Consider the following 23,845-nt stretch of genomic DNA (forward strand, 5'->3'; position numbering starts at 1 on the left):
TCGGCAACGGCGTTGCGCGAACGTCGTCGCATCGGCGTGGTTCGCAGTAGGCTGGCGCAGCCGTCCGCACCGAGATCGCCCGCTTGGCCCGCATCGTCTATCCGGTTCGTCTTGCCCGTCTGCGCTTCTTCGGTTCGCGCAGGCCTCCGCTCGATGCAGGCGAGTGGTTTGCCGCCTTGCGGCCCGCACTCGATGCCGCCGTGCTGCCCGCCGCCGAGCGCGATGCAGCGGTCCACGTGGCGCAGATCAACGCCGGGGGAGTCTTGCTCTATCCGCACCCGGTGGACATCAATCGTACCGCCTTTCTCGATCGGCTGTGCGGCGGTTTCTACGAGTGGTTTCCGTGGGAGCTGCCGATTTCGCAGTGGGCGCCGCGCTGCAAGACCTGCCTGTCCTGGCGTTTCGATCTCGCGACCCCTCCGGTCCCGCCGTTCTGGTCGAACTCCATGGCCGCAGCGATGCTGTGCGCCGACTGCGGCGCAGTGGTGGTGGATGACTACGGCGCCGGCAAGGCTGGTGCGACGCGTTGGCTGACCCGCGATCAGTTTCGCGAGCTCTACGGTGCGGCGCTGACGATTCCGGGCGATTAGCGCTGCCGAACGAGTCGGCAGAGACTGCACCATCCATGTGCCACGCATTGCACCTGAAGGCTCGTCGACCGATGGACTGCGGGGCAAGCTGGAATCGTGCTTCTGGATGTGATCTCCGCGGAGGGATCGGTGGGGTCAATCCCGGCAACGGGCAGGCCAAGAGCGGTTTCGGTATCGGCTACCTTGTAGCCGATGAGCCAAGGCCAAGGGGCCGATAAGTTGATCGGATGTGGAGTCCTGCGAGTTTAGGGTTCGAGAATGCCGAACTCGAAGGCACGGCGGGTCTTCATGAAGGAGTCCAATGACACTCATTCTTGCCTTTGCGAATCGCGAGATCGCGGTCCTGTTGGCCGATCGGCGGATATCGAGCAATGGGAGGCTGATCGATGACGAATACAACAAGTTGGTTGTTCTGTGCTGCCACGACGCGAGAGTGGCTCTCGCGTTCACTGGCCTTGCCCAGATGGCCAACTTGGATATTGCGACATGGTTAACCAACACCGTTGGCGAGATCGACGGTGCTGGGATTCGGACGCTAGCGGATGTCCTGGAATGCCTTCGGGAGAGACTGGAATTGCTCTTCCGGTCATTGCCTGGAGGGCACGGACCCGCTGCGCAATAGAGGGCCGGCCGGCATGTATGTGGGACGCTTGGCGGCATGATCGCGCGGCGTACACTGCGCCGCGCAAGGCGCAAAAAGTGGCTTTGGAATTCCTATCCTTGTGCCGATTGGCGGAACCGGCTGTGAATCGCCAGTGTGCAGGTACATGTAGTGGAGCTCCGACGCTGATCCGCTACGATTCATGAGGCTACGCGGAGTCAGGCGATGCATCTTGCGATCAGGAATCGAGCCCGCTGCGTGCTGCTGATCTGCTTCACGTGGTTGGGCTCGGCGAGTGCCACCACGTACTACGTTGACGGCTCGCGCGTGGACGACTCCGGCAACGGCACGCTTGCAGCACCGAAAAAATTCATTGCCAGCGGGATGGCGTTGCTGTCTCCGCTCGGCGGTGATGTATTGCAGATTGCAGCGGGGAATTATTCGGGTGCGAACAATCGGATCGATGGCGATGGCGATGGCAATGGCCAGGCCGGATCGTGGAATATTGTACGCGCGTCGACGGATGGCACGGTGCGAATCTCAGCCGGCTTCGACTTGCCGGTCGCAGATCATTGGCTGCAATTCGAAGGGCTGGTCTTTGACTCTGCGCAACAGAAGACGATCAGCGGCCGCTATGTGAAGGTCCTGCGCAGCGGCTTTCGCGGCGGGCCGGCGACCGGCAATGCGATGAACCTCGCCATCGGCACGAATGACGTGACACCAGGCGCGCAGCATGTGCTGCTCGAAGATGTTTACGCCTGGGGTCCGGGCGGACGTTACAACATCATCGTCTACAATGCCGATCGCGTGGTTTTGCGGCGCGTGCTGGTGCGACACGACTTCGGCTGGAGCGACACGGTCGGCGATCCGCAGGCAAACGTCGCACTGTACGACTCGACGAACGTGCTGACGCAGAATCTCTTCCTGCTCGACAGCCATCCCGGCGTGGACGACTACTACGAGGCCGCGTTGTATCACCCGAGCAATCGCACGACCAACGTCACCAGCAACAACATCCGCAACATCGGCGCGATCATCGTCAACATCGGCAACAACGGCATCGGCTTCGATGGATCAGAGGCGTCGACAGCGAATCTGATCGAAGACAGCGTGATCTGGGGCACCCGCTATGCGCTGAGCAGCAACGGCGACGCACATGGCGGCGTGCTGAACCGCATCACCGCCGGTCAGGCCAGCGATGGCGGCATCAACGACTGGAATGGCGGTGGCAATTTCAACCTCGGCGGGTCCATTCTGTGGACGATCGGCGGCAGCAATCTGTCGCAGATCGCGCACGCTGGCAATGTCTGTTTCAACCCGACTTGCAGCGGCGAAACAGCGCTGAATCCGGCGAATTCCGGATTGCTGCATCTGCCGCGCATCGAAGTCGGTTCCGCCTTGGCCAGCGCTGGCGCTGGTGGTACGCGGGTCGGGGCGCAAGTCCTGCAAAGACTCGGTGTGTCCGGATCCTTGTACGGTGAGACCGGCTTCGATGTCGCAAGCGCCGAGGCACTCTGGCCGTGGCCGAACGAAGCTGCGATCAAGATCGCGCTGTGTCAACAAGCCGGCGTCAATACCGGTTTCTGCGCGGCACCGACCTTGACCCGTTACATCTGGGAAATGCTCGGCCATCCGATCCCACCCGAGATCTATGCGCCCGGCGGACTGTTCAACAACGGATTCGAATAGGTGCGCCGGCGAAACCGGTGAAGCGTAAAGGGTGAAAGTCCCTGACATCAAAGGAGTAGCGATCCATGAATGTCCCCGAGTCATGCGTTGGTCATCGCGAGGTGAGCGGCGAAGCGTTGACAGGGGTGTCGGTAGGCCAGCCATTGAGCCGCGAAATAACCCTGATCCCGAGTGCCGACGCTTCCGCGTAGGCTCGCCTACCGTTGATCACGCGGGATGTCCGGTCGGCAACAGGTGAGACGCTGATCCAGAATGGGCTAAGCGTCAGAGCTCAGTCGATTGACGCCATGGCGCCGCCGTGGCATGGCCGCAGGGTTTGCCGGGGTGGTCGGTGCGGGCCATGCAGTCCGGGCAGAGTTCGAGGCCGCACTGTGTGCAGTGGCGCATGCACTGGTCGCAGCGGATGCGCTGGCACAGCGAGCAGCAGCCGCCGTAGTACTGCTCGGGGGTGAGTTGCCCGCAGCATCCGCATTGAAACTCGGCGAGCATTTCAGCTGGCGGCGCGCAGCGGCGGTTGCGCGGCGCTGCGCTCGACCTGCGCGAAGGGCAGCGCGCGCTCCAGACCCACCTGCGGCTCGCCGATGAAATAGCCCTGGATGTAGTCGACCGCGCAGTCGCGCAGCAGCGGCAGGATCTGCGGGCGATCGACGAACTCGGCCACGGTGAGCTTGCCGACCGAGTGCGCGATGCCGGTGATCGCCTTGACCACGGCCTGGTCGATCTTGTCGTCGACGATGCCCTGGATGAAGGAACCGTCGATCTTCAGGAAATCGACGTCGAGGTGCTTGAGGTGCGAGAAGGTGGAGAAACCAACGCCGAAATCATCGAGCGCAAACTGGCAGCCGAGCGCGCGCAGGTGGCCGATCAGCGCGCGCGCCGATTCGAGGTTGCTGACCGCGCGCGACTCGGTGATCTCGAACACCAGTTGCTTGGCATCGACATCAAACTCGACCAGCTTGTCGGTGACGTAGCTGGCCGTCGCCGGGTTGATCAGCGACTGCGCCGAGAGGTTGAGCGACAGCCGCACACGCTGGCCCTGGCGCGCGGTTTCGTGCATCGCGCGCATGGCGTTGTGGATCACCCAGCGGTCGATGTCGAGCATCATGCCGAAACGCTCCGCGGTCGGCAGGAAGGCGTCCGGCGCCAGCAACCGGCCCTGGGCGTCGCGCAGCCTCAGCAGCACCTCGAAGTAGGGTTCGAGCCGGGTCGGGCTGTTGGCGCCGTGCTCGCCGAAGTCGGCGAGCGGCACGATCGGCTGGTAGCTGAGCACGAAGCCGTCGCTGCGCAAGGCCTCTTCGAGCCGCGTCGACCAGCCCAGCTCCAAGTCCATGCTGGCGCGTTCGTCGGAGTCCTGCGAGAACACGTGCGTCTGGTTGCGGCCGCCGTTCTTGGCCAGATGGCAGGCGATGTCGGCGTTGGCCATGGCCTCGGCAGCGGACTCGGTGTGGCGGTCCATCCTGGAGACGCCGATCGAGACGGTGATTCGGTAGCTCTTGCCGGCGTAGACGAACGGGTGCGAGGTGAGCGCGCGGCGAAACTCGTCGGAGATCGAGTCGAGGTCGCCGCTGGTGACATTGCGCAGGATGATCGCGTACTCGTCGCCGCCCATGCGCGCGAGATGGTCGGACTGGCGCAGCCGCGACTTCAGCCGCGCGCTGACTTCGACCAGCAACTGGTCGCCAGCGCTGTGGCCGGCGGTGTCGTTGATGTACTTGAAGCGGTCGACGTCGATGAACAGCAGCAGCGAGATCTGCTCGGAGCGCTTCAGTCGCGAGATTTCCTGCTCCAACTGGCTCTCGAAGAAGCCGCGGTTGTGCAGCTTGGTCAGTGCATCGTGGCTGGCCTGCCAGCGCAGTTCCTCCTCCAGAACGCGGCGCTGCGAGACATCGCGGAACGCGACCACCGAGCCTTCGCGCACGCCATCGACGTTCATCGGGAACACCGTGCACTCGACCGGTACCTGGCGGCGCGCGGCGCTGATGAATACCGTCTGCCAGTTCGGCACCTGCGATCCGGCCTGGTAGCACTGGCTCAGGAAGCAGGCCGAGCGCGGCATCGGCGCGCCGTTCTCGAAGGCATGGTGGAACTTCTCGTAGGCGGACTGGCCGACCAGATCGGCGCTGTCGGCATGGCCGAGCAGATCGACCGCGGCCGGGTTGACGAACTGGATGATGCCGCTGCGATCGACGCCGTAGACGCCGTCGCCGACCGAGGCGAGGATGCCCTGCAAGCGGCGGCGTTCGGCATCCATCGCCTTGCGGTCGCTGACCATGCGCGCGAGTGAATGCAGCCGTGCCAGGAACAGCTCCTTGGCCTCGCTCTTGAACATGCACTCGATCGCGCCGGAGGCGAGCGAGTCGTTGATCACCTGGTCGGAATAGGTGCCGGTGATCACCGCGCAGATCGCGCCACGGGTAGCTTCGTCGGCTTTCAGCGCGCGGATCAGTTCGGTGCCGTTTTCGCCCGGCATGAAGTAGTCGGTGACCACGATGTCGGACGCCTGCGCCGCGAACTTGGCCTTTCCTTCAGCGACGCTGGACGCGATCTCGACCTGGTAGCCCTGTTTGGCCAACAATTTCTGGAAGGCCATGCGCACTGTGGCCGAGTCATCGACCAGCAGCACGCGCAGGTTGGCGTGGGTGGTGGCGTCGAGCGAGATCGTGCTCGATGTGGCCGGTCGCATCAGCCGCAGCAGGGCCTCGCCGGCCTCGTTGTAGTCGCCCCAATTGAGCAGCGCCGAGCGCGGCCGCTTCATCATCCAGTTGACCGCGCCCGGGCTCGACGAGTCGGCCAGCACCAGCACCGGCAAGTGTTCGTACTGGTCGCGGCTGAGCAGGTCGAACACCTCGTCCGCCATCGGCTCGCCGTAGTCCGGCCAGCCCACCGCGCAGGCCATGATCTCGCTCGACGAACGCGGCATGCGCTGCAACAACGCCATCGTCTCCGAGAAGTTCGCCATCGTCTGTACGGTGAACCCGGCACCGGTCAGCACCGACGACATCGCGCGACGACGCGTGGTGGATGTTTCGGCGAGCAGGACTGCAGTCAAGGCATTGCTCTCGGATCCCTCGGTCAGCCGAGACTAAACCCTTCGTTGGCGGGTTTCCATGCGGTGCGGGCGCTGGAACCATCGGTCCGACACGAGTTGATGCAAGGAATGGTCAACGCTTCGGCGACGCAGCGCGGTGTTCGCTGCCGGAACACGCGACTGTCCGCTAACGGACAGGCGGACGATGCTGCTTCGATGATCGGTGTGATCAGCCAATGGCATCAATGACTTGCATTGCCCAGGTGTTGGCACGCTGATTGCGCCTGATGGGCCATGGACATCTCCCGCCCCGACCTGAAACTGAAGAAGCGCCGCCGCCAGTTCGTGTACGTGGGCGCCGGAATCCTCACCCTGATCGCGATTGCCTTCGGGCTGTCCGCGATCGAGCCGGCGGCGCCGAAGGTGGCGCGGGCACAGGTGTGGATCGACGCGGTGAAGCGCGGCGAGATGAAGCGCGAGGTGCGCGGGCCGGGCACGCTGGTGCCGAAGGAAGTGCGCTGGATCGCCGCGGAAACGGCGGCGCGAGTCGATCGTTTCCTGGTCAAGCCGGGTGCACTGGTGAGCGCCGACACGGTGATCATGGAGCTGTCCAATCCGGAGGTCATGGACCAGTTGCTGGCGGCGCGTTCGGAAGTGACCGCAGCCGAGGCCGACCACGCCGCATTGCGCATGAGCCTGGAGTCGCAGGTGCTCGACCAGCGCGCGAACATGGCCGGCATCGAGGCCGACTACGAGTCGGCGCGATTGCAGGCCGAGGCCGAGGATGAGCTGAACCAGAAGGGCATCATCTCCGACATCAATTTCCGCCGCTCCGAGCTCACCGCAGAACGACTGAAGGTGCGCCTCGACATCGAGCAGGAGCGCATCGCCAAGTTCAAGGACACCATGGCGGCGCAGCTCGCCGCCGGGCGTGCGCGCATCGAGCAGTTGCGCAACACGCTGGCGCTGCGCGAACGTCAGGTCGATTCGCTCAAGCTCAAGGCCGGCATCGACGGCGTGCTGCAGCAGGTTCCGGTCGAAGTCGGCCAGCAGGTTGCGCCCGGCACCAACCTGGCGCGCGTGGCGCGGCCGGACGTGCTGATCGCCGAACTGCGCGTCGCCGAGACCCAGGCCAAGGATGTGGTCATCGGCCAGAAGGTTGCGGTCGATACCCGCAACGGCATCGTCGAGGGCCTGGTCGCGCGCATCGATCCGGCGGTGTTGAACGGCACCGTGCAGGTCGATGTCGATCTGGTCGGCGCGTTGCCCGCCGGTGCGCGCCCGGACCTGTCGATCGACGGCACCATCGAGATCGAGCGCCTGGCCGACGTGCTCTATGTCGGTCGCCCCGCCTACGGCCAGCCGGAGTCCGACACCACGCTGTTCCGCCTCGACGCCAAGAGCGGCATCGCGACGCGCGTGCCGGTGAAGCTCGGACGCGCTTCGGTCACCGTGATCGAAGTCAGCCGCGGGCTGGCTGAGGGCGATCAAGTAGTGCTCTCCGACACTGCGCAATGGGACAAGTACGACCGATTGAAATTGCAGTAGGTGCGAAAGCGTTCGGATGAATCCGAACCCACACAATGCACCAGTCAGCAGCAGACCATTCCGAAATCTCAACACGACACGAGCCGACGCCATGACCGCAGCCACTTCCTCCCTGATCCAGCTCCGCGACATCCAGAAGGTGTTCTTCACCGACGAGGTCGAGACGCATGCGCTGGCCGGCGTGCACTTCGACCTGGCGCGCGGCGAGTACGTGTCGATCTCCGGGCCCTCGGGCTGCGGCAAGTCGACGCTGCTGTCGATCCTCGGCCTGCTCGATACGCCGACCGGCGGCAGCTACACGCTGAACGGCACTTCGGTCGAGTCGATCAATGCCAACGAGCGCGCGCGCATCCGCAATCGCGAGATCGGTTTCATCTTCCAGGCCTTCAACCTGATCGGTGATCTCAGCGTGTTCGAGAACGTCGAACTGCCGCTGACCTATCGCGATGGCATGGGCAAGGCCGAGCGTCGCGAGCGCGTGCAGGAAGCGCTCGAGCGCGTCGGCATGGCGCATCGCCTGAAGCATTACCCGGCGCAGCTCTCGGGCGGCCAACAACAGCGCGTCGCGGTCGCCCGCGCGCTGGTCGGCAAGCCTTCCATCCTGCTCGCCGACGAGCCGACCGGAAACCTCGACTCGAAGAACGGCGAGGCGGTGATGGAACTGCTCGCCGAGCTGCACAAGGGCGGGGCAACCATCTGCATGGTCACCCACGATCCGCGTTACGCCGAATTCGCCGACCGCAAGATCTTCATGTTCGACGGTCGCGTCGTCGACGAAGAAACCCTGCATCGCCTGCGCAAGGAAGAGGACGCGCGCCTGTTCAAGCGCGTCGCGCCCGTGTCCGGCCAGGCCGCCTGAGGAGCATGACCATGAACGCCACTTGCCAATCGAATGATCGCAACCGTCGCCCGCACGATGGCGAAGTCTGCCGTCTGGTGACCGAACTGGTGCGCGCCCTGCCGACGATTGCGCTCGGCGCACCGCGACCGCTGCACGACGCACGCTCGCGCGCGGTCGAGTTCGCCGCCGCGCTGGCCGCGCGCCGCACGCACTGAGGAGCGACCATGAACGCATTCCTGCACGACCTGCGCCTGGCGCTGCGCCAGTTCCGCCACCGACCCGGTCTGTGGGCCGCGGTGGTGCTGACGCTGGCGCTCGGCATCGGCGCCAACGCCGCGGTGTTCCATGTATTCGAGCGGCTGCTGCTGGCGCCACTGCCCTATGCCAACGACGAGCGCCTGGTGCTGGTCTACAACACTTATCCGAAGAACGACCTCGAATACGCTGGCACCTCGGTGCCGGACTACCTCGATCGCAAGACCCAGGCGCCGTCGCTGGAAGACCTCGGCCTGTTCTTTACCCGCGGCATGACCCTGCTCGGCGGCGACGAGCCGCGGCGGGTGCAGATCACCCGCGCCACGCCTTCGTTCTTCACCACGCTCGGGGTCCAGCCGGCGCTCGGCGCCGTGTTCGGCGAGGCCGAGGCCAGTGGCAGCGGCGAGTCGGTGGTGGTGATCACGCATGGCCTGTGGCAAACCGCCTTCGGTGGCAGCCGCGACGTGCTCGGGCGCGAGCTCAAGCTCGATGGCGGCAGTTGGCGCGTGATCGGGGTGCTGCCGCCCGGGTTCGCAGTGCCACTGGAGGAATCCGACGCGATCGTGCCGGCGGTGTTCACTCCGGAGCAGGCCTCCGACGCCTCGCGTGGCAATGAATTCTCGGCCTCGGTCGGACGCCTGCGCGCGGGCGCGCAGATCAGCCAGCTCAATGCCGAGCTCGATGCCATCGTCAAGCGCAACGCCGAACGCCTGCCCGAGGACTACCGCACCTTCTTCGATGCCAGCGGCTTCACCGGCCGCGCCAAGCCGCTGCGTCAGGCGATCGTCGGCGACGTCGCCGGCACCCTGCGCATGCTGCAGGCGGCGACCCTGCTGGTGCTGCTGATCGCCTGCGCCAACGTCGCCAACCTGCTGCTGGCGCAGCACATCGCGCGCACCCGGGAATACGCCGTGCGCAGCGCCATCGGCGCGCGCTCCGGCGATCTGATGCGGCAAGCGCTGGCGGAAGCGGTGCTGGCCGCGCTGGTCGGCGCCGCGGTCGGCCTGCTGGTCGCGCACGCGGTGCTGGCGGCGATGTCGGCGCTGGCTGGCAACGCGCTGCTGTTGCGCGATATCGACCCGGTGTTGCCGTGGGCGACGCAGGCGCTGACTGTGGTCGCGGCGCTGGTGCTGGTGCCGCTGATCGCGGCGCTGCCGATCGCGTTCGCCGGTCGCACCGCGCCGGCGCTGCGCCTGCGCGATGCCGGGCGCAGCGGCAGCGGCGGTGTCGCCGCCGGTCGCGCGCGCAGCGGCCTGGTGGTGCTGCAGCTGGCGCTGTCCTCGGCGCTGCTGGTGGCCGCCGGTTTGCTGATGCGCAGCTACCTGCGGGTCACGGCAGAGTCGCCGGGGTTCTCCGCGCAGGGCGTGTTGACCGCATTCGTCGAACTGCCCGAGAGTCGCTATCCCGAACCGGTGGCGCAGGGCGCCTTCTTCGATCGCGCCCGTGCCGCGGCCGCCGCCATTCCCGGCGTCGAGCGCACCGGCTGGATCACCGGCCTGCCATTCACGCCGTTCGGCTTCGGCGCGTCCTATGCGGTGCGCGGCTTGAAACTGGCGCCCGGGGTGTTGCCGCATGCGCAGATCCGCCTTGCCGACGGCGACTACTTCAAGGCGATGGACATTCCGGTGCTGCGTGGGCGCGTGTTCAACGAGGCCGACCGCAATGGCGAGCCGGTCGTGGTGATCGACGAGCTGCTGGCGAAAAAGTACTTCGCTGATCGCGACCCGGTCGGCGGCTATCTCGCGCGGGGCGATGGCCAGGCCAAGGACACGGTGTGGATGCGCGTGATCGGCGTGGTCGGCACCGTACGCGGCCAGTCGCTGGCGGAGACGCCGAACAAGGAAACGATCTACGCGCCGGTCGGCAGTTTCCCGATCGGAATGTCCACGTTGGTGCTGAGAACCAGTATCGACCCGGACACGATGGCGGCAACCTTGCGCCGCACCCTGCGCGAGCTCGATCCGCAGCTGGCGCTGTACGACGTGCAGACGCTGGACGCGCGCATCGACGCTTCGCTCGGCCTGCGCCGCGCGCCGCTGGCACTGGTCGGGGCGTTTGCGAGCACGGCCCTGCTGCTCGCGGTGGTCGGCCTGTACGGCGTGCTCGCATTCGTGGTCGGCAGCCGCAGCGGCGAGATCGGCCTGCGCATGGCGATCGGCGCGCGTGCCCGCGATGTCGTGCGCATGGTGGTCGGGCAGGGCGTGCGCCTGGTCGGCGTCGGTCTCGCGCTTGGTCTGGTGCTCGCTTCCCTCGGCGGCAGCGTGCTGTCGTCGCAACTGTTCGGCATCAGCGTGTTCGATCCGGTGACTTTCGCGGGCGTGGCCGCAGTGCTGCTGCTCGCGGCGCTGGTGGCCTGCATCGCGCCGGCGCGCCGCGCCGCTGCGGTGGATCCGATCGACGCGCTGAGGAGTGAATGATGCGTGCCCTGTGGCATGTGCTCGGGCAGGAATTGCGCAATGGCCTGCGCCAGTTGACGCGACGCGCCGCGCACAGCGCGCTGATCGTCGCGGTGCTCGCCACCGGCCTCGGTGCCACCTTGTTCGTGCTGGTGGTGATCGATGCCCTGGTGCTGCGCCCGATGCCGTTCCCGGACGGTGAGCGCCTGGTGCAGATCGGCGAGTCCGACCACAACGCGCCGGGCTTCCTCGATCCGATGAACTCGCAGGACGTGCTCGAATTGCGCGCCGGCCTGACCCGTTTCGACGCAGTCGAGACCTATGCCGGCGCGACCCTGAATCTCGCCGACGGCACCTGGGTCGAGCGGTACGATGGCCAGCACGTCAGCGGCGGCCTGTTCGGTCTGATCGGGGTCGATGCGCAGCTGGGCCGCACCCTGAATGCCGACGACGATCGGCCGGGCGGACCGCTGCGCGTGGTCATCAGCGACCGCGTCTGGCGCCAGCGCTTCGGTGCCACGCCGGACGTGCTCGGCCGGGCCGTGCGCGTCAACCTGCAACCGGCGGAAATCGTCGGCGTGATGCCGCCCGGGTTCACCTTTCCCTTCACCAGCGAGGTCTGGACCGCGGCGCGTTACGCACACGGCCAGCCGATCGAACAGCAGGGCGAGCCCGACGTGATCGCGCGCCTGCGTCCGGGGGCGACCCTGGATGAGGCCGCGCTGGAACTGCAGACGGTCTGGCAGCGCCTGCAGGCGCAGGCGCCGGAAACGCGGCGCGACGTGCATCTTGCTTCGCAGCCGGCGACCTACCGTTTCGTCAATCCGCACACGCGCACGATCGCTTCGATCCTGTTGCTGGCGGCGCTGTCGGTGCTGCTGGTCGCCTGCGCCAACGTCGCCAACCTGCAAATCGCGCTGCTCAGCCAGCGCAGCCGCGAACTGGCACTGCGTGCTGCCATCGGCGCCGGCCGCCTGCGACTGATGACGGCCTTGCTGGCGGAGACCCTGGTGCTGTCGGCGGTCGCCACCGTGATCGCGCTGGTGATCGCGCATTGGGCCGGGGTGTACGCGATGCGCATGTTTGTCGAGGCCGGCGACGGTCCCGCGTATTGGGTCGACTTCACGATGACGCCACGCGTCGCCGGGTTCGGGGTCGCCATCGCTGCGCTGACGACGGTGCTGTCCGGGCTGATGCCCGGCCTGCGCGCCTCCGGCTTCGAACTGCATCGGACCATGAACGAACACGGACGTGCCGGTGGCGGCGCGTCCCGGATTGCGCGCACCCTGATCGTCGCCCAGGTCGCGTTCTCATGCGTGTTGCTGATTGGCGCCGGCATGGCATGGCGGCAATTGGATGCACATTCGCGTGCCGATCTTGGCCTCGATACGCCGGCAACCGCCCTGTTGACCGCTCGTGTCGGCATTTTTCCCGAGCAATACCCTGGCGGGAGCGAACAGGCGGCCTTCTTCGAACGCATCGGCGAGCGCCTGCGCGCCGAACCCGGCGTCGACGCGGCCACGGTTGCCGAAGCGATGCCGGGCCTGATGAGCGGCCACACCGAAGTCCTGATCGAAGGCCAGGATCCGGAGGCGACGCGCGACGAAGTGGCGCGCGCCGCGATCGATGACGGCTTTGGCGCGACCTATGGCCAGCGAACGCTGTCCGGGCGTTTGCCGGATGCACGCGATACCGCCGACAGCCTGCCCGTTGCGGCGGTCGACCAGCGATTCGCGGACCGCTACTGGCCCGGCCTTGATCCGCTGCAGCGTCGCTTCAAGCTCGGCCAGGACCCGGCCGCACCGTGGATCACCGTGATCGGCGTGGTGCGCAACCTGACCCTCGAGGATGTCGATGACGACCCGCAGCCGAGCGTGCTGTTGCCGATGCGGCAGTCGCCGGTGCGGTTCGCGACCGTGGCCGTCAAGACCGCGGGTGCCGCCGAGGCCTTCGCGCCGCGACTGGCCGAAATCGTGCGCGAGGTCGATGCCGACACGCCGGTGTACTGGGTGCGCACGCTCGATGCGGCATTGGCTGCCGATCGCGTCGGCGATCGCTTCCTGACAGGTCTGTTCGGCGTGTTCGGTGCCGTCGGCTTGTTGCTGGCCGGCGCCGGGCTGTTCGGCGTGCTCGCCCAGGTCGTGCAGGCGCGCACTCGCGAGATCGGCGTGCGTCGCGCCATCGGTGCCAATGCGCACCAGGTCGTGACCGCGGTGGCCGGCGACAGTGCGCGCCTGTTGCTGTTCGGACTTGCGCTCGGCGTGGGTCTCGGCGTGCCGTGGGCGATGCTGCTGGCGCGGACCTCACTCGGCCTCGATCCCTTCGATCCCCTGATATTCGGCAGCGTCATTGCACTGGTCGCCCTGGCCGGCGTGGTGTCGGTCCTGGTCCCCACCCGCCGCGCCCTCGGCATCGCGCCGAGCGAAGCGCTGCGCAGCGAATGAACCGGAGCCTTCTCATGAACCTGATGAACGACCTGCGTTCCGGCCTGCGCCAGATCCTCAAGCAACCGTGGTCGAGCGCGTTTGCGATCGGCGCGCTGGCGGTGTCGATCGGTGCGATCACCGCCTTGTTCGCCGCCGCCAACGCCTTGCTGCTCGAACCCGTGCGCGGCATCCATGAACCGCAGCGGATGATCGAGACCGGGCGCGGCAGCGACGGCGGCCTCGACACCCTCTCGGCGCCGTTGCTGCGCGTGTTCAACGAACCTTCGCCGACGATCGAAGGCATGTTCGGCTGGACCCTGCTGCCGGTGAACCTGGTGGCGGGCAAGGAGCCGACGCGGGCCTTCGGCTTCATCGTCAGCGAGAACTACTTCGAGTTGCTCGGCGTGCAGGCGCAGCTGGGTCGGCTGTTCTCGGCGCAGGCTGATGGCAAGCGCGGCGCCAGTCCGCATGCGGTGATCACCCATGCTGCCTGGCAGAAGCATTTCGGTGGCGACCCCGGCATCGTCGGACGCGCGGTCACGCTGAATGGCCAGGCCTTCACCGTGATCGGCGTGACCGTGCCCGAATTCCGCAGCCACGTTTCTCCGCTCCTGCCGGATGTCTACGTGCCGCTGTCGATGCAGCGCCAGGTGCAGCCCTCCAACGGCGACCTGCTCGATGCCGTCAATGCCAGCTGGTTGCTCTCCGCAGCGCGACTGAAGCCGGGCATCACACTGGCGCAGGCCGAGGCCGAGCTGCGCGCGCGTTACGTGGCCTTCAACAAGCTGCATCCGAACCCGCGGCGAGAGGAGCAGACCATGAACGCATTACCGCTGGGTCCGTTGCCTGCGGAGGGCGCCGCCAGGCTTGCTCTGTTCAGTGGTGTGATGCTGGCGCTGGTCGGGCTGGTCATGCTGATCGCCTGCGTAAACGTCGCCAGCATGATGCTCGCCCGCGGCGAGGTGCGCGCCGGAGAACTGTCGGTGCGCAGCGCGCTCGGCGCCGGTCGCTGGCGGCTGATGCAGATGCTGTTCAACGAATCCTTGCTGCTGGCGGTGATCGCAACCGGGTTCGGCGTGCTGATCGCGCGCGTCCTGCTCGGCGCGGTCGATCTCGGCGCGCTGCCGACGCCGTTCCCGATCGAGGTGTCGTTCGATCTCGGCCTGCGGCCGTTACTGGCGTCGACCGCGGCGGCGGTGGTTGCCGCCCTGGTGTTCGGCATGTGGCCGGCCTGGCGCAGCGTGCGTTCGCGCATGGCCGAAGCCTCGCGTGGCATCGTCGCCTCGCGCAGCCGCACGCGTGAACTGCTGGTGGTCGCGCAGGTGGCGCTGACGCTCGTGCTGCTGGTCGCTTCGGCGCTGTTCCTGCGCGCGCTCGATCGCGCACACGCGGTCGAACTCGGCTTCCGCGTAGACGGTGTGTACACCGCCGACATGGATCTGGAGCCGACCGGCTACGACAGCGCGAAGCAGCAGCAGGTTGCGAACGAGATCGCCGCCGCCGTGCGCGCGAGCCCGGGCGTCGACAGTGCCAGCCACGCGCGCATGGTGCCGTTGTCCGGCTCGACCATGGTGCTCGGTGCACTTGGCGACGAGAGCCTGCCCGAGCCGGTGCGGTATGCCGCGGCCAATGTGGTCTCCGCCGACTATTTCCGCACGCTTGATCTCCGCGTCAGCGGCGAGTCGTTCGGTGACGCCCACACCCGCACCAGCGACAAGGTGGTGATCGTCAACGAACTGCTCGCCCAGTCGCTGTTCGGTGCCGAAAGTGCGATCGGGCGCAGCGTCAAGTTCGACGGTGTCGAAGGCGGGCAGCTGCGCATCATCGGTGTCGCCGCGAACAGCCGCTACACCAATCTGAGCGAGGACGAGCGACCATTCATGTACCTGCCGGCCAGCCAGCACGAGTTCGCGCAGTATTCACTGCTGGTGCATTCGACGCTGGCACACAACGAAGTGGCGCGCATCGTCCGCGATGCGTTCGCACGCGTCGATGCCAACCTGCCCAAGCCGAGCGTGCACGCGCTGAGCGATACGGTCGCATTGAACCTTTTGCCGCAGCGCATCGCCAGCGGCGTCGCCGGTTCGCTTGGCGTGCTCGGCCTGCTGCTGGCCGGCATCGGCACCTATGGCCTGATTGCGTATTTCGTGGCCAGCCGCACGCGCGAGATCGGCGTGCGCCTGTCGATGGGCGCCACCCCGGCGCGCATCGAACGCGACGTGCTGGGTCGCGGTCTGCGCCTCGGCGGCATTGGCCTGTTCATCGGCCTGGTGGCCTCGATCGCGCTGGCGATGGCGGTGTCGGGGCTGGTGTTCGGCCTGCAGGTCGGTGATGTCACCGCCTTCGTCGCCGCCGCACTGGTGCTGGCGCTGGCAATCTTCTCCGCGAGCTGGTTCCCGGCGCGCCGGGCTGCGCGCATCGCCGATGGCGGCGCTGCGTTACGAATGAGTATCCCCATGATCGAACTGCGCAATCTCGAACGTTCCTATCCGATCGCGACCGGGCGCAGCTGGGTGCTGCGCAACATCAAGCTCGACATCGGCGAGGGTGATTTCGTCAGCATCACCGGTCCCTCCGGCTCGGGCAAGACCAGCCTGCTCAACGTGCTCGGCATGATGGATCACGACTGGAGCGGCGAGTTCCGCTTCGACGGCCAGCAGGTGCACGCGATGGCTGCGAAGCAGCGCCAGGCGTTCGCGCGCGACAAGGTCGGCTTCATCTTCCAGCACTATCACCTGATCGATGACCTGACCGTCGCCGAGAACCTCGATCTGCCGCTGCAATACCGCGACGTGCCGGCCAAGGAGCGCGCGGCGCGTGTCGGCGACGCGCTCGATCGTTTCCAGATCGTCGGCAAGAAGGACCTGTATCCGAACCAGCTCTCCGGCGGCCAGCAGCAACTGGTTGCGGTGGCGCGCGCGGTGATCGCGCGCCCGCGCCTGCTGCTCGCCGACGAACCGACCGGTGCGCTGCATTCCAGCCAGGGCCAGATGATCATGGACCTGCTGCAGCAGTTGAATCGCGAGGGCACCACCATCGTGCAGGTCACCCACAACGAGGCCTACGCAAAGATGGCCAAGCGGGTGGTGAGTCTGTTCGATGGCTGGTTGACGGAGGCGTGAAGTGAGCACGGTGCGGGTGTGCAGCGTGCCCAACAGGCCCGTTCGGTCTGAGCTTGTCGAAGGCCGAGTCCTCGAGCCCGCAGATTGCGGATCTTCCGCAGGCGCCCTTCGACAGGCTCAGGGCGAACGGAACACCGCGCTCAATGCGAGTGTGCAGAATGCGCAACAGGCCCGTTCGGTCTGAGCTTGTCGAAGACCGAGTCCTCGAACCCGCAGATTGCGGATCTTCCGCAGGCGCCCTTCGACAGGCTCAGGGCGAACGGAACACCGCGCTCAATGCGAGTGTGCAGAATGCCCAACAGGCCCGTTCGGTCTGAGCTTGTCGAAGACCGAGGCTTCGAACCCGCAGATTGCGGATCTTCCGCAGGCGCCCTTCGACAGGCTCAGGGCGAACGGAACACCGCGCGCAAGCTGCCAATCGCATAACATCCCGCCATGTCCCAACTCCCCATCCTGATCGCCGACGACCAGCGCGATGTGCTCGAGGCCCTGCGCATGATGCTCAAGGCCGAGGGCCTGGCCTGCGTGACCGTGTCCGACCCCGAGGCCGCGGTCGCGGCAGTGAGGCGCCAGCATTTCGCCTGCGCGCTGCTTGATTTGAATTACAGCCGCGACACCACCTCGGGCCGCGAAGGCATCGATCTGATCCAGCAGTTGCGCACGCTCGAAGCGCAACTGCCGATCGTGGTGATGACCGCCTGGGGCACGATCGATCTGGCGGTGCAGGCGATGCGTCACGGCGCCGCCGACTTCGTCGAGAAGCCCTGGGACAATCACCGCCTGCTGACCATCCTGCGCAACCAGATCGCGCTCGGCCAGGCGCAGCGGCGCGTCGCCCAGCTCGATGCCGAAAACAGTTATCTGCGCGGCGACGAGGCGGAAGGGTTCATCGCGCAGTCGAAAGCGATGCAGCCGGTGCTGGAGATGATCCGCCGCGTTGGGCCGTCGGATGCGAACGTGCTGATCACCGGCGACAATGGCACCGGCAAGGGCGTGATCGCCAAGCACCTGCACGAGGCCTCGCGGCGCAGCGACCGCCCCTTCATCAAGGTCAACATGGGCGGCGTGCCCGAGCACCTGTTCGAGGCCGAGATGTTCGGCCACGTCAAGGGCGCGTTTACCGATGCCAAGTCCGATCGCGTCGGCCGCTTTGAAGTCGCCGACGGCGGCACGCTGTTCCTCGACGAGATCGGCAACATCCCGCCCTCGCAGCAGCCCAAGCTGCTGCGCGTGCTCGAGGACCGCGAACTGGAACGCGTCGGCTCCTCGCGCACAGTCCAGGTCGACGTGCGCGTGGTGTCGGCGACCAATGCCGATCTCGCCGCGCTGGTGAACTCGGGCGGTTTCCGCAAGGACTTGCTGTTTCGGCTCAACACCGTCGAAATTCGCTTGCCGCCGTTGCGTGAGCGCCGCGAGGACATCGCTGCGCTGACCGCGCACTACCTCGCTCGTTTCGGCGAACGTTACGGCCGGCCCGAACTGCGTGTCGCGCCCTCGGCCCTGCGTCAGCTCGAGGCCTACCACTGGCCGGGCAATGTGCGCGAACTCGGGCATCTGGTCGAACGCGCGGTGCTGATGACCGTCGGCGACACCATCGAGGACTTCGCGCTCGATCCGAGCCTGCCGCCGGTGGCGAAGGCTGCAGGCGCGGTGGCTGCGGACGACGCGACCATCGAACAGGCCGAGGAGGCGATGATCCGCAACGCGCTCGATCGCACCGGCGGCAACGTGCTGAAGGCCGCCGGCCTGCTCGGACTCAGCCGCGGCGCGCTCTATCGGCGCCTCGAAAAGTACGGCCTGCGCGGCGACTGACATGCGCCTGGTGCCTGGCGTCAACCACGAAGCAGGGCGCAAGCCGCGACTGAGCTACGAGAGCGAGGTCCTGCTCTCCGGTCTCGCGATCCTGCTGCCGCCATTGGTGGCTGCGCTGCTGCTGGTTGGCTCAGCGACTGCGCGCGAGCACTGGCTGATGCTGCTGATTCCGCTGGTGCTGATCTCGCTGCTGCTGGCCCTGCGGCTGCGCGCGCGCGTGGTGTTCCCGCTGTACACGCTGTCGAACCTGCTCGAAGCGCTGCGCGAGGGCGACTACTCGCTGCGCGGTTCGCGCGGGCGACGCGGCGATGCCATCGGCGAAGTGATCTGGGAGGTGAACGCGCTGTCGCAGACGCTGCGCGAGCAGCGCCTGCGCGTCGAGGAGACGATGGCCCTGTTGTCCAAGGTCGTTGCCGAAATCGACATCGCGGTGTTCGCGTTCGACGTGCACCGCAACCTGCGCCTGATCAACCCCGCCGGCGCGCGCCTGCTGTGCCGGCACCCGCGCGATGCCGAAGGCCGCAGCGCCGAAGAGCTCGACCTCGCCGATTGCCTGGCGGTCGAAGGCGCGCAGACCCTGCGCCGCAGCTTCCCCGGTGGTGAGGGCCGCTTCGACGTGCGCCGCAGCACCTTCCGCGAAGGCGGCCTGCCGCATGAGTTGATCGTGGTGACCGACCTCAGCCGCGCACTGCGCGAAGAGGAACGCCAGGCCTGGCAACGCCTGATCCGCGTGCTCGGGCATGAACTCAACAATTCGCTGGCGCCGATCAAGTCGATGGCCGGCACGCTGCGCGGCATGACCTCGCGCGAGCAATTGCCCGAGGACTGGCGCGAGGATCTCGCTACCGGCCTCGCCCTGATCGAGGATCGCGCCGAGGCCTTGACGCGCTTCATGCTCGGTTACACGACACTGGCGCGGCTGCCGCCGCCGGCCAAGCGCGATACCGACATCGGCGCGCTGCTGCAGCGGGTCGCGCAATTGCAGCAGGGCAGCCGCGTTCGCTGTGACTGCGACGCCGTGCACGATCTCAGCGTGTCGATCGATCCCGATCAGATCGAACAGGCGCTGATCAACCTGCTCAAGAACGCCGCCGAGGCGATGCAGCAGCAGGGCGAAGTGCAACTGGTCGCGCGCCTTGACGCCGAAGCCTCTGCCGCCGGCGAGCGCCTGCTCGCCATCGAGATCATCGACAGCGGCCCCGGCCTCGCCGCCACCGACAACCTGTTCGTGCCGTTCTTCACCACCAAACCTGGGGGCAGCGGCATCGGACTCGTGCTCGCCCGCCAGATCGCCGAAGGCCACGGCGGCTCGCTCACGCTGGAAAATCGCCGCGATGCAAAGGGCTGTGTGGCGCGGTTGGTGGTGGGGGTTTGATCGCGACATCGCGGCGGTGATGGGGGGGTGTCGCGAACCCGGATCGCGGCGTGGATGGGGGATTGTCGCGACCCGGATCGCGCCGTTGCCGGCGCTCCTACAAACAGCGCGCGGCGTCGGGGCCGTTTGTAGGAGCGCCGGCAACGGCGCGATAACCACGCCGCGACGTGCCACCATCACGGCGCGATAACCACGCCGCGACGCGCCACCATCACGGCGCGATCAACCCGCCGCAACGCGCGATCATCACGGCGCGATCCACCCACCGCAATGCGCCATCCGAAATTTCGCATGCGCCATTCCGCCATCGCCTGATGCCGGGCGCGGTCCAGGTCGGCGACATTGGCGGCATGAACCCATATTTCGAACGACGCGGCCATGCCGCCTTGCGACGCGGCCGTTCCTCGATGAGCGGCTGGTGTTATCTGGTGACGACGGTGACCGCCGACCGGGAGCCTTGGTTCAGCGGGCCACAGGTGGCCGCTGCGGTTGCTGCACGGCACGGGGATGACGCGCTATTTCGCGATGCCGTGCTGCTCGCGTGGGTACTGATGCCGGATCACTGGCACGGGGTGGTCCAGCTGGGTGACCACACGTCGCTGTCGTCGCTGATGAACCATTTCAAGACCAGCACCGGCATCGATGCCAACCGGGTCATGCAGCGCCGCGGCAAATTCTGGGCGCGCGGCTTTCATGATCGCGCGTTGCGCAATGATCACGAGCTGGATGCCGCGGTCGAATACGTGCGACGCAATCCGGAACGTGCGGGTTTGTGTGTCGATGGGCGCGCGTACCGATGGATGGGGACGGGTGGCGACCGATGATCGCGGCGCGGACGGGGTGTCGCCGCATATCGTGACCCCGGATCGCGCCGTTGCCGGCGCTCCTACAAACAGCGCGCGGCATCGGGGCCGTTTGTAGGAGCGCCGGCAACGGCGCGATCAACGGCCATCATCACGGCGCGATCAACCCGCCGCGACGCGCCATCATCACGGCGCGATCAACCCGCCGCGACGCGCCACCATCACGGCGCGATAACCACGCCGCGACGCGCCACCATCACGGCGCGATAACCACGCCGCGACGCGCGACCATCACGGCGCGATCCACCCGCCGCAACGCGCGATCAACGCGATCACGCTGCGTCGCGAACATCGGGTGGACGGCGTCTCCGGTCGCGACCGGGGTCGCTCCTACAACGGCCGGAGCCGCTGCATCTCCCCAACCACATGCTCACCGATGGCGCGCGCGAGTTCCTGTTCGCCCATGAATACCTCGCCGACGCGCTCGGCGCGCAGCAGTTCGGCTTCGTCGTCGCTATGCGTGCGCACCACGCACAGGATCTTCGGGTTCAGCAGTTTGGCGACCTCGATCATCTTGCGCGCATCGATGGCATCGGGCAGCGCCACCACCATCATCGCGGCGCGCGCGACGTGGGCCTGGATCAGGGTGGCTGGTTCGGTGGCGTCGCCGGAAACCGCCGGCAGCCCTTGCGCGCGCAGCGCTTCGATGCGTTCGCGGTTCTGGTCGGCGACCACGAACGGGATGCCCTCCGCGCGCAGTCGCTCGGCCAGACGGCGGCCGACGCGGCCGAAGCCGACGATCACCACCTGGCCGCTGAGCAGGCGCTGGTCGGTGCTCATCGGCAGTTCGGCCAGCGGGTCGGCGCTTTGTTCCATGAAGCGCGCCAGTCGCGACTTCGAGCGCACCCATTCCTGCAAGGGCGCGATGCCGCGCAGCAACAGCGGGTTCAACGCGATGGTGATGAGCGCGCCAGCGACCACCAGTTGCCGCGCGCTTTCCGGCAGCAGGCCGGCGCTGATCGCGATGGCACACAGGATGAACGAGAACTCGCCGATCTGCGCATCGACCGCGCCGATGGTGAGCGCGGTGTTCAGCGGATAACCGAGCGCGCGCACGGTGATCGTCGCCACCGCGAACTTGCCGAACACGATCAGCGCGACCACGACTGCGATGTGCAATGGTTGCTCGACCAGCGTGGCCGGGTTGAGCAGCATGCCGACCGAAACGAAGAACAGCACGGCGAAGGCGTCGCGCAGTGGCAGCGATTCGTCCGCGGCGCGATGGCTGAACTCCGATTCGCGCATCATCATGCCGGCAAAGAACGCGCCGAGCGCGAAGCTGACATCGAACAGCTTCGACGCGCCAAACGCCACACCGAGCGCGATCGCGATCACGCTCAGGGTGAACAGCTCGCGGGAACCGGTGCCGCCGATCATCCACAACAAGCGCGGCAGCACGCGCTTACCGATCACCAGCATCGAGAGCACGAACGCGACCAGCTTCAGCAGGGTCCACGCCAGCGCCGTACCGAGCCCGGCGCTGCTGCCCTCGCCGAAGATGGAGCCGAGATGCGGCAGCAGCACCAGCGCCAGGATCATGACCACGTCCTCGACTACCAGCCAGCCGACCGCGATGCGGCCGGTGTGGGTGTCGAGCAGATGCCGTGACTCGAGCGCGCGCAGCACCACCACCGTGCTCGCCACCGACAGCGACAGCCCGAACACGGCGGCCGAGAGCCAGGGCAAACCGAAGGCATGGCCGGCGAGGGTGGCGAGCGCGCCCGACACGCTGATCTGCACCAGCGCGCCGGGGATGGCGATGCGCTTCACTTCGAGCAGATCGTCGATCGAGAAGTGCAGGCCGACGCCGAACATCATCAGCATGATGCCGATGTCGGCCAGCTGCGACGCGAGCTTGAGATCGGCATCGAACCCGGGCGTGGCCGGGCCGAGAATCACGCCAGCGAGCAGGTAGCCGATCATCGGCGGCATCCGCAGCCGCGCCGCGCCAAGCCCGAGCAGGGTCGCCAGGCCAAGGCTGGCGGCGATCGTCGTGATCAGGTTGATGTCGTGCGGCATCGGCCCTCCTGGCTCGGCCGGGGCAACGGTAGCGCATCGCAGCGCCAGTAGGAGCGGCTGTCAGGCATCGCGGCTTGGAAGCCGCTCCCACTATTTCTCCGCCAGTGGGAGCGGCTTCCAAGCCGCGATTCCGAACTGGCCGCGATTCAAACCGCCTTCGCCCCCTGGGCATCATGCATCTTGCGCAGCAGCTCGGCGCTCTCGGCCAGCAGCCTTGGCGCGAGTTCGCCGAAGTAGGACTGCACGTCGCGGAAGCGCGCGATCAGCCCGTCGCGATCCTCATTGCGCACCAGCGCGAGCAATTCATCGAGCGCGTGGCGGTATTCGGAAATCAGGTCGGGCAGGTGTTCGGCCTGCAGCATGATGTCGGTGTAAAGCATCGGGCTCTGCGCGAACAGGCGCCCGACCATCGCCAGTTCGAGCCGGTAGATCGGCGAACTGAGGCGCAGCAGTTGTTCCAGGTCCGCAGGCTGCCGACTCAGGAACACGCCATAGGCGATCGTGGTGAAGTGGCGCATCGCCTGGATCATCTGCATCGCCTGGTCGTGCGCGGCGGGGGACTCATCACGCAGCAGGCCGCCCCAGGCTTCGAGCTGACGCAGCAGCCAGTCGCAGCGCGTCGCGTCGCGGCCCGGGCAGACGACGATCACCTGCTTGACCAGGCTGCGCACGTCCGGGCCGAACATTGGGTGCAGGCCAACCACCGGCCCGGCATGCGCTTCGAGCATCGCCGCGAGCGGAATCTGCTTGACCGAGGTGATGTCGCAGAGCACGCAGTCGGGCGGGAGTTTCGGCAACGCGGCGATCACCTGTGCGGTGCGGTCGATCGGCACCGAGACCACCACCATTCCGGCGTCGGCGACCGCCTCCGCGAGTTCGTCGAGGTTGTCGGTGTCGATCACGCGCACGACGTAGCCGGCGCGCTCGAACAGACTCGCCATCAGCCGACCCATGGCGCCGCGGCCGCCGATGATCACCACCGGTGTGCGCACATCGCCCACCGCCGGCAATGAGGTCTCCTGCGAGCTGTACGAGCCGCGCATCACCCGGCGCAACACGTCCTCGACCAGGTCTGGATCGGCGCCGGCCGCGCGCGCCTGTTCGCGGCGCGCGCCGAGCAGTTCCGACTCGCGTTCGGGCACATACAGCGCCAGTCCGCGTTCGCGCTTGTAGGCACCGATCGCGGCGGTGACGCGGCTGCGCGCGACCAGCAGCTCGACCAGTTGCTGGTCGATCGAGTCGATCTGTAGTCGGAGTTCGTCGAGGCTCATGGCGGGTTC

At 66.9% G+C, this 23,845-nt stretch carries 15 protein-coding genes; 11 read left to right on the forward strand and 4 right to left on the reverse strand.

All coding sequences use genetic code 11. From position 1 onward, the window contains the following. Nucleotides 1-83: 83 nt before the first annotated feature. Together IPG63_19185 and IPG63_19190 are read left to right on the forward strand one after the other, a co-directional pair. Nucleotides 84-590 carry a hypothetical protein gene (locus IPG63_19185; protein MBK6729281.1) on the forward strand — a complete coding sequence of 169 codons (507 nt, stop codon included), beginning with the start codon at nucleotides 84-86 and terminating at the stop codon, nucleotides 588-590. 859 nt (nucleotides 591-1,449) lie between these two features. Next, complete coding sequence (locus tag IPG63_19190) at nucleotides 1,450-2,880, forward strand: hypothetical protein (protein MBK6729282.1); 1,431 nt, start codon at nucleotides 1,450-1,452, stop codon at nucleotides 2,878-2,880. A gap of 490 nt (nucleotides 2,881-3,370) precedes the next feature. On the opposite strand, the gene IPG63_19195 is transcribed toward IPG63_19190, so the two are convergent. Beyond that, nucleotides 3,371-5,929, reverse strand: coding sequence for an EAL domain-containing protein (locus tag IPG63_19195; GenBank protein ID MBK6729283.1), 2,559 nt, complete (start codon nucleotides 5,927-5,929; stop codon nucleotides 3,371-3,373). Between the two features lie 273 nt (nucleotides 5,930-6,202). Between IPG63_19195 and IPG63_19200 the strand changes: the two genes are divergently transcribed. The 8 genes from IPG63_19200 to IPG63_19235 all read left to right on the forward strand — a co-directional run bounded on the left by IPG63_19200 (nucleotide 6,203) and on the right by IPG63_19235 (nucleotide 19,683). Beyond that, nucleotides 6,203-7,456: an HlyD family efflux transporter periplasmic adaptor subunit gene (locus tag IPG63_19200; GenBank protein ID MBK6729284.1), complete on the forward strand. Its 1,254-nt coding sequence runs from the start codon at nucleotides 6,203-6,205 to the stop codon at nucleotides 7,454-7,456. A gap of 91 nt (nucleotides 7,457-7,547) precedes the next feature. Then, entirely contained in the window at nucleotides 7,548-8,315 is a 768-nt protein-coding gene (locus tag IPG63_19205) for an ABC transporter ATP-binding protein (GenBank protein MBK6729285.1), read from the forward strand. Nucleotides 8,316-8,326: 11 nt separating this feature from the next. Beyond that, entirely contained in the window at nucleotides 8,327-8,512 is a 186-nt protein-coding gene (locus IPG63_19210) for a hypothetical protein (protein ID MBK6729286.1), read from the forward strand. A 9-nt stretch (nucleotides 8,513-8,521) separates the two neighbouring features. Next, nucleotides 8,522-10,969 (forward strand): ABC transporter permease, encoded by a 2,448-nt coding sequence (locus tag IPG63_19215; GenBank protein ID MBK6729287.1) that lies wholly within the window; start codon nucleotides 8,522-8,524, stop codon nucleotides 10,967-10,969. After that, nucleotides 10,966-13,392 carry an ABC transporter permease gene (locus tag IPG63_19220; protein MBK6729288.1) on the forward strand — a complete coding sequence of 809 codons (2,427 nt, stop codon included), beginning with the start codon at nucleotides 10,966-10,968 and terminating at the stop codon, nucleotides 13,390-13,392. Before IPG63_19215 ends, IPG63_19220 begins: the two co-directional genes overlap by 4 nt. 14 nt (nucleotides 13,393-13,406) lie before the next feature. Further along, complete coding sequence (locus IPG63_19225; GenBank protein ID MBK6729289.1) at nucleotides 13,407-16,496, forward strand: ABC transporter permease; 3,090 nt, start codon at nucleotides 13,407-13,409, stop codon at nucleotides 16,494-16,496. 435 nt (nucleotides 16,497-16,931) lie between these two features. Then, a complete protein-coding gene (locus tag IPG63_19230; GenBank protein ID MBK6729290.1) occupies nucleotides 16,932-18,308 on the forward strand; it encodes a sigma-54-dependent Fis family transcriptional regulator in 1,377 nt (458 codons plus the stop codon). 1 nt (nucleotide 18,309) lies between these two features. After that, nucleotides 18,310-19,683, forward strand: coding sequence for a PAS domain-containing sensor histidine kinase (locus IPG63_19235; protein MBK6729291.1), 1,374 nt, complete (start codon nucleotides 18,310-18,312; stop codon nucleotides 19,681-19,683). A 176-nt stretch (nucleotides 19,684-19,859) separates the two neighbouring features. Here the strand turns inward: IPG63_19235 and IPG63_19240 are convergent, their stop codons facing one another. After that, entirely contained in the window at nucleotides 19,860-20,063 is a 204-nt protein-coding gene (locus tag IPG63_19240) for a hypothetical protein (GenBank protein MBK6729292.1), read from the reverse strand. On the opposite strand from IPG63_19240, the gene IPG63_19245 reads away from it, so the two are divergent. Then, nucleotides 20,034-20,507 carry a transposase gene (locus tag IPG63_19245; GenBank protein ID MBK6729293.1) on the forward strand — a complete coding sequence of 158 codons (474 nt, stop codon included), beginning with the start codon at nucleotides 20,034-20,036 and terminating at the stop codon, nucleotides 20,505-20,507. The genes IPG63_19240 and IPG63_19245 overlap by 30 nt on opposite strands. A gap of 369 nt (nucleotides 20,508-20,876) precedes the next feature. Here the strand turns inward: IPG63_19245 and IPG63_19250 are convergent, their stop codons facing one another. Further along, entirely contained in the window at nucleotides 20,877-22,565 is a 1,689-nt protein-coding gene (locus IPG63_19250; GenBank protein ID MBK6729294.1) for a cation:proton antiporter, read from the reverse strand. Nucleotides 22,566-22,711: 146 nt separating this feature from the next. Beyond that, nucleotides 22,712-23,836 (reverse strand): bifunctional chorismate mutase/prephenate dehydrogenase, encoded by a 1,125-nt coding sequence (gene tyrA / locus IPG63_19255; protein ID MBK6729295.1) that lies wholly within the window; start codon nucleotides 23,834-23,836, stop codon nucleotides 22,712-22,714. Between the last annotated feature and the right edge of the window lie 9 nt (nucleotides 23,837-23,845).

It is taken from the genome of Lysobacterales bacterium (assembly GCA_016703225.1).
Taxonomy (GTDB): domain Bacteria; phylum Pseudomonadota; class Gammaproteobacteria; order Xanthomonadales; family Ahniellaceae; genus JADKHK01.

Excerpts from the sequence above, each read along its gene's own strand:
- IPG63_19200 (MBK6729284.1), top strand. The coding sequence starts at position 6,203 with ATGGACATCTCCCGCCCCGACCTGAAACTGAAGAAGCGCCGCCGCCAG.
- IPG63_19205 (MBK6729285.1), top strand. The coding sequence starts at position 7,548 with ATGACCGCAGCCACTTCCTCCCTGATCCAGCTCCGCGACATCCAGAAG.
- IPG63_19210 (MBK6729286.1), top strand. The coding sequence starts at position 8,327 with ATGAACGCCACTTGCCAATCGAATGATCGCAACCGTCGCCCGCACGAT.
- IPG63_19215 (MBK6729287.1), top strand. The coding sequence starts at position 8,522 with ATGAACGCATTCCTGCACGACCTGCGCCTGGCGCTGCGCCAGTTCCGC.
- IPG63_19220 (MBK6729288.1), top strand. The coding sequence starts at position 10,966 with ATGATGCGTGCCCTGTGGCATGTGCTCGGGCAGGAATTGCGCAATGGC.
- IPG63_19225 (MBK6729289.1), top strand. The coding sequence starts at position 13,407 with ATGAACCTGATGAACGACCTGCGTTCCGGCCTGCGCCAGATCCTCAAG.
- IPG63_19230 (MBK6729290.1), top strand. The coding sequence starts at position 16,932 with ATGTCCCAACTCCCCATCCTGATCGCCGACGACCAGCGCGATGTGCTC.
- IPG63_19235 (MBK6729291.1), top strand. The coding sequence starts at position 18,310 with ATGCGCCTGGTGCCTGGCGTCAACCACGAAGCAGGGCGCAAGCCGCGA.
- IPG63_19245 (MBK6729293.1), top strand. The coding sequence starts at position 20,034 with ATGAACCCATATTTCGAACGACGCGGCCATGCCGCCTTGCGACGCGGC.
- IPG63_19240 (MBK6729292.1), bottom strand. The coding sequence starts at position 20,063 with ATGGCCGCGTCGTTCGAAATATGGGTTCATGCCGCCAATGTCGCCGAC.
- IPG63_19250 (MBK6729294.1), bottom strand. The coding sequence starts at position 22,565 with ATGCCGCACGACATCAACCTGATCACGACGATCGCCGCCAGCCTTGGC.
- tyrA (MBK6729295.1), bottom strand. The coding sequence starts at position 23,836 with ATGAGCCTCGACGAACTCCGACTACAGATCGACTCGATCGACCAGCAA.